General features: G+C 72.0%; 7 protein-coding genes. 4 read left to right on the forward strand and 3 right to left on the reverse strand.

Going from position 1 to position 5,858, the window contains the following annotated elements:
• Positions 1-22 precede the first annotated feature (22 nt).
• Both WH07_RS31960 and WH07_RS31965 read right to left on the reverse strand, forming a co-directional pair.
• On the reverse strand, positions 23-835 hold the full coding sequence (locus tag WH07_RS31960) for a CbtA family protein (protein ID WP_046507909.1): 813 nt from the start codon (positions 833-835) through the stop codon (positions 23-25).
• A 21-nt stretch (positions 836-856) separates the two neighbouring features.
• Entirely contained in the window at positions 857-1,093 is a 237-nt protein-coding gene (locus WH07_RS31965; RefSeq protein ID WP_046507911.1) for a CbtB domain-containing protein, read from the reverse strand.
• Between the two features lie 356 nt (positions 1,094-1,449).
• Here WH07_RS31965 and WH07_RS41855 point away from each other — a divergent pair, with 356 nt between their 5' ends.
• Positions 1,450-2,349: a histidine phosphatase family protein gene (locus WH07_RS41855; protein ID WP_052744626.1), complete on the forward strand. Its 900-nt coding sequence runs from the start codon at positions 1,450-1,452 to the stop codon at positions 2,347-2,349.
• A 65-nt stretch (positions 2,350-2,414) separates the two neighbouring features.
• Here WH07_RS41855 and WH07_RS31975 read toward each other — a convergent pair whose 3' ends face one another.
• Positions 2,415-2,984 (reverse strand): TIGR03086 family metal-binding protein, encoded by a 570-nt coding sequence (locus WH07_RS31975; protein WP_046507923.1) that lies wholly within the window; start codon positions 2,982-2,984, stop codon positions 2,415-2,417.
• A 176-nt stretch (positions 2,985-3,160) separates the two neighbouring features.
• On the opposite strand from WH07_RS31975, the gene WH07_RS31980 reads away from it, so the two are divergent.
• The 3 genes from WH07_RS31980 (at position 3,161) to WH07_RS31990 (ending at position 5,833) form a co-directional block, all read left to right on the forward strand.
• Positions 3,161-4,147 carry a helix-turn-helix domain-containing protein gene (locus WH07_RS31980; RefSeq protein ID WP_046507915.1) on the forward strand — a complete coding sequence of 329 codons (987 nt, stop codon included), beginning with the start codon at positions 3,161-3,163 and terminating at the stop codon, positions 4,145-4,147.
• A 142-nt stretch (positions 4,148-4,289) separates the two neighbouring features.
• Complete coding sequence (locus WH07_RS31985) at positions 4,290-4,823, forward strand: GNAT family N-acetyltransferase (RefSeq protein ID WP_046507917.1); 534 nt, start codon at positions 4,290-4,292, stop codon at positions 4,821-4,823.
• 275 nt (positions 4,824-5,098) lie between these two features.
• Entirely contained in the window at positions 5,099-5,833 is a 735-nt protein-coding gene (locus WH07_RS31990) for a Mut7-C RNAse domain-containing protein (protein WP_046507919.1), read from the forward strand.
• Positions 5,834-5,858 lie beyond the last annotated feature (25 nt).

Consider the following 5,858-nt stretch of genomic DNA (forward strand, 5'->3'; position numbering starts at 1 on the left):
GCCCTCCCCCGCACCCGCCGGGTCAGGGTCGTACGGATCCGCTCAAGCCCGCTTCCGCCCCCGAGGCGGCCCGCGCGGCCCGCGGCACGAGCACCCGCTCCGCCATCGCCCCGAAGATCAGCCCGAAGGCCGTCCACAGCAGCGCCTGTACGCCCAGCGAGGCCAGTCGGAATTCCCAGAGGAGAGCCGCCGGGAAGGTTTCCCGTATGGCATCGGAGTTGGCGGGCAGGACAAGACAGGCGACCGCCACGGCGGCCACATATCCGGCTCCGGCGACAACGGACGCGTTCCAGTTGCCGAGTCGCGGAGCGAGCCTCCGGCCCGCGATGACGGCGATGACGGCCAGCAGCACGCTGAGCAGGATCATCAGGAAGAAGAGCGTGGTGCGCTTGCCGATGGTGTCCGGGTTGCCCACCGCGGGCGGAGTCGCCGGATACTTCAGGAACGGCACCAGATAGACCGTGGTAAAGGCCGCGCCCGCGATCAGCGCGGCGGTCGCCCTCGGCCCGAACCGGCCGATCCTGCCCAGGCAGACGGAGAAGACCAGCGAGGCGATGCCGCCCAGGGCCACTCCGTACACCAGGACACCGGTGGCCAGCCCGAACGTCGACTGGACCGGCCTGCTGACCAGTTCCTCTTCCTCTTCCTCCGCTGCCGCCGCGGTGTGCCCGGCGTGCTCGTGCGCCGCCGGTGCCGACTGTGTCTCCTCCAGCGCGATGGAGTCCCGTACGGAGGGCTCACCGGCCACATACGCCAGCGCGAACGCGAAGAGTCCGGCCAGCACGCCCGCGACCATGCCGCGGACCAGGAGGGTTCTGACGGTGGAGGCATGCATGCGCGTGATCTCCGTCAACGGTCAGTGGCAGGGGAAGCCGAGCAGATGACGGCCGTCGTGCACCCATTCGTGCACTTCCGCTCCCGAGAAGACCGAGGTGGCGCCCTGTTCGGCACCGACGAAATAGAGCAGGACCAGCATCAGGGTGCCCACGAACACGGCCCACGGCAGCACCGCGCGCAGTGGAAGCGGTGTCACCGGGTTGATGGCGCCGGTGGCGGCGGACGGAACGACCGGCGGCGCGATGGACTCAGCCATGACGGAACCTCCTTGGGGAACTCGCGTCCCATTCAGTGGAGCTCGAACGACGGCCGTCGGGTCTGACTGACCGGGCTCCATACCCCACCGCGCGGTTACGCGGCGGCCGGCACCCGGCATACAGTGGCGCGACCGTGCCGGACTCTCACCGGACTTCCGTCCCGCCGTCGTACATACGGACGTGAAGGTACCGCGATCCGTCAGACCGGCCAAGGGCCCTTCGGTGCGGCCCCGACCGGCGGCAGGCCCCGGAAGAACCCCGGCCCGGGGACCGGCCCGACCGGAAGACCGGCCCAACTGGCGGGCCCGGCAGGCCTGGAGCGCGGGCCAGGCAGCCCTGGAGCGAGGAGAGCCGCATGACGACCCGGGTGATGTTCATCTCACCGGCCATCAGCACAGCGCTGCGCGAGGCGCGTTTCGCCACCGCTGAGGGGACGGGGTCCGACATCACGGCCTCCGGAACCGCGGGGTCCGGAACCGCCGGGTCCGGAACCGCGCGGTCGGGGCCCTCGACCTCCGGGAGCGACACCGCCGGGACCGAAGCCGCCGGGACCGACAGCTCCGGGACCGTGACCGCCGTGACCGGCACTTCTCGCACCTCTGGCACCTCTGGCACCTCTGGCACCTCTGGCACCTCTGGCACCTCCGACACCTGCGGCACCGCCGGAACTGCCGGGACCACCGGAACCGCCGGAACTGCCGAGACCGCCGGGACCGCCCGAGCCGCGACCGACGTGACGGACGCTCTCGATCCGTTGGGGCTCCGGCAGGCGGAAGCGGTACGGGAGAGCTTCCCCCGTACCGCCACCCTGTACGTCTCCCCCTCGGCGCGCTGCCGCCGTACCGCCGAGGTCCTCGGTCTGGACGCCGAGCCGCTGCCGGACCTCGCGCCCTGCGCGATGGGCCGCTGGCAGGGCCGGACCCTCGACGAAGTGGCCGCCGCGGAACCGGAGTCGGTGGCCGCGTGGCTCTCCGACCCGGCCGCCGCGCCGCACGGCGGGGAGTCCCTGGAGGCCCTCCACACCCGCGTCGCCCACTGGCTGGACGCGCTCGGTTCCGAATCAGCGGCCGGCGGGCGCGTCATCGCCGTGGCCGAGCCGGACATCATCCGCGCCGCCGTGGTCCACGCCCTCGGCGCCGGCCCGCGCTCGTTCTGGCGGATCGACATACAGCCGCTGTCCGCCGTCGAACTCAGCGGGCGCGGCGGCCGGTGGAATCTCCTCGGCGGCCGCCCCCTGCACACCGCCACCCCCTGAGCGCCCAACGGGGTCCGGGGCGCGCCGACCGCCCAGGCCGTGTCCGACGCACCCGTCGGACAGGGCTAAGGCCGCGTCCAGCCCGGGTCGCGGCCCGTCTCGGCGAGCAGTACCTCGAACGGGGTGGCGTCCTCCGCCACCGGCACCGGTTCCCCGAACATCCCCATCTCCCGGCCCATCGGCGCCAGAGCCCTGAACTCCTCCCCGACCACATCCAGAAGCACCCCGGCCGGCTCGTACGGCTGCCCCGTCGCCCGCGCCAGGTCCCACCCGTGCAGAGTCAGATCGCCGAGCACCATCGCGCCGACCGTCCTGGCCGGCAACCCCATGGCCCCCGTGGTGCCCTCGTCCGCGCCCGGCGCGTCCCACGCCTCGACGAGCCGTACGGTCTCCTCCGCGAACCGCTCGCGCCACGCCCCCTCCAGCGGCTCGGGCGGAACCGTGAAGTCGGCGTCCTTCTTCGCCGCGAGCGCCTGGAAGTTCACGACGACCTGGAAGAGATGGGCCGCCAGCGCGCGTACGTCGTACTCACTGCACGGCGTCGGCGCGCCGAGCTGCTCATCGGTTATGCCACGGACGACGGTGACGGTACGGTCGGCCGCCGCCTCCAACATGTTGCTGATCTTGTCGCTCATGTCCCGACCGTACGAATCGCCACCGCCCGCCGTCTTGAACAAACACGACAGGTCACGTCGGACGAACACACACGACAGGTCACGTCGGACGAACACAGAGGACAAACACGGAGGACAAACACAGCGGGCAAACATGGCGGACCACATGGCCGACAAACGCGGCATAGGATCCGGCCATGGCAGGTCCGCGGCGCGACACCCGGGGCATCGTCGACGCCCCGGGGCTTTTCGCGCGCGTACGGTTCCGGCGCCGCGCACCGGCACCGCCCCTGCGGCCGTATCTGGAGCACTACTGGCTGATCGACTGGGATCTGGACGAACCGTATGTCTCGCAGGTGGTGCCGCACCCGTCGGTGAACGTGGTCTTCCAGCGGTTCGGGTACGGGCCCGGCGGATCGTCCTTCGCGGAGGTGGCGGGCATCGGCCTGGAACTGTTCAGCCAGCGGCTGGAGGGGCGGGGCCGGGTGTGCGGGGTGCAGTTCAGGCCGGGCGGTTTCCGGCCGTTCGCGCCGCGGTGGCCCGTATCGGAGTGGACAGGGCGGCGGGTGCCGCTCGGCGAGGTCATGCCGACGACGGAGGCGGACATCGAGACGGTGCTCGGCCACGGTGAGGCCGGCGGGTCCCGTGGGTCCCGTGAGGCCGGCGGGTCCTGCGGGTCCCGTGGGTCCGGGGAGGACCGTGGGTCCGGGGAGGACGCCCGGGTGGCCGCGCTCGACTCGTATCTCCTGGGCATCGGGCCGCACCCGGATCCGCAGGCCGACCAGGCCATGGCACTGGCCGACCGGATCAGGACGGACCGTACGATCCGGCGCGTGGCCCAGCTCGCCACGGCGGAGGGAGTCTCGACGCGCTCGCTGCAACGGCTGTTCGCGGCGTATGTAGGGGTGGGGCCGAAGTGGGTGATCCTGCGCTACCGCATCCATGAGGCGCTGGAACGGGCCGAGTCGGACGCGGGCGGAGGGACCAGCTCCGGTACGGGTACGGGCACGGACACGGGCCCAGGCAGCGACACCGGCAGTGGCGGTGGCACCGGCAGCGCCTCAGCGGTCGACTGGGCCGAGCTGGCCTCCGAACTCGGCTACAGCGACCAGGCCCACCTCGTCCGCGACTTCACCGCGACGGTCGGCGTCCCCCCGACGGCGTACGCCCGCCAAGGTCCGTAAGGGGGTCCACCACCCCGAGCCGTCCGCCACCCCGCCCCACCCACAGCCACAACCGTCCAGCGCCTTGGGTTGTCCACAGCCCCGCGCCGCTCCCCGCACCGATTCGGGCCGAATGTCAGACCCTCGTCCTACAGTGCGTGACATGGAGAGCAAAGCACCGCGCGTACGGCTCGAACCATGGTCGGAGACCGATCTCGATCTTCTGCGCGCCACGAACGCGCCGGAGCTGATGACCCACCTCGGCGGCCCCGAGACCGACGAGCAGGTGGTCAAGCGGCACAGACGGTATGTCGACCTGAGCGCCGACCAGACGGGCAAGGGCCGGATGTTCCGCGTCGTGCTGCTCCCGGGCGGCGAGGCCGTCGGCACGATCGGGTTCTGGGAGCAGACCTGGCAGGGGCGGCTGGTGTACGAGACGGGATGGGGCGTCCTCACCGCGTACCAGGGCCGGGGCATCGCCGCCGCGGCAGCCGCAGCCGTGATCGAGCGGGTGCGCGCCGAGAAGAAGCACCGCTATCTGCACGCGTTCCCCGCGATCGACAATCCGCCGTCGAACGCGCTGTGCCGCAGGGCGGGCTTCTCCTTGCAGGGCGAATGCGACTTCGAGTACCCACCGGGGCAGGTGATGCGCTGCAACAACTGGAAACTGGACCTGGAGCGGCCCGAAGCGGACTGACACAGACGGACGGAGCTGACATCGGCCGGACCGAGCTGACACGGACCGGATGAGGCTGACGCAGGCCGGATGAGGCTGACGTCGGCCGGATAACACTGACGTGAGCCGGACGCGGCTGACGTGAGCCGGACGGAACTGGCACCGACCGGATGGGCCTGACGCAAGCCGGACGCGGCTGACGTCCGGCCGGACCGGGTCGCGCTCAGCCATGACACAGACCCGAGCGGCCCTGAATCCCCTGGCCCGTCCCCCTCGTCCAGTGACATCCTGACGGCGTGAACGGACCGGAGATCGAGATCAGCTTCGCCCCTGAGCTGCGCCTCTTCGTCGCGGCTGAGCGGCGTCAGGGACGTACGGCCGTGCTCACCGACGGCTCGTCCACGCTCGGCCATGCCGTCGAATCGCTCGGCGTCCCGCTCACCGAGGTCGGGCGGCTGCTCGTCGACGGCCGTGACGTGTCCGTCGCGCACATCCCGGCCGCGGGCGAGTCGGTCGAGGTACGGGCCGTGAGCCGGCCGCAGCGGGTGCCGGGCGCGCCCCTGCGCTTCCTGCTCGACGTCCATCTCGGCACGCTCGCACGGCGGCTGCGGCTGCTGGGCGTCGACGCGGCGTACCAGAGCGAGGACCTCGGCGACCCGGCGCTGGCCACCCTCTCCGCCGGTGAGCGCCGCGTGATGCTGTCCCGGGACCGGGGGCTGCTGCGGCGGCGGGAGATCTGGGCAGGGGCGTACATCTACAGCGACCGCCCCGACGACCAGCTCCGGGACGTGCTGGAGCGCTTCGCGCCGGCCCTCGCGCCCTGGACCCGCTGCACCGCCTGCAACGGCGAACTGGGCGCCGCGGACAAGAACTCCGTCCAGGAGCGGCTCGAACAGGGCACCCAGCGTTCGTACGACGTCTTCGCCCAGTGCCGGGCCTGCGGGCGGGTGTACTGGCGGGGCGCGCACCACGCCCGGCTGGCGGCGATCGTCGAGGAAGCGGTACGGGAATTCGGCGACGCGGCGGCGTGAGCGGGCCCCGCCCCCGGTACCGGCC

Source organism: Streptomyces odonnellii, from assembly GCF_000981895.1.
Taxonomy (GTDB): Bacteria; Actinomycetota; Actinomycetes; order Streptomycetales; family Streptomycetaceae; genus Streptomyces; species Streptomyces odonnellii.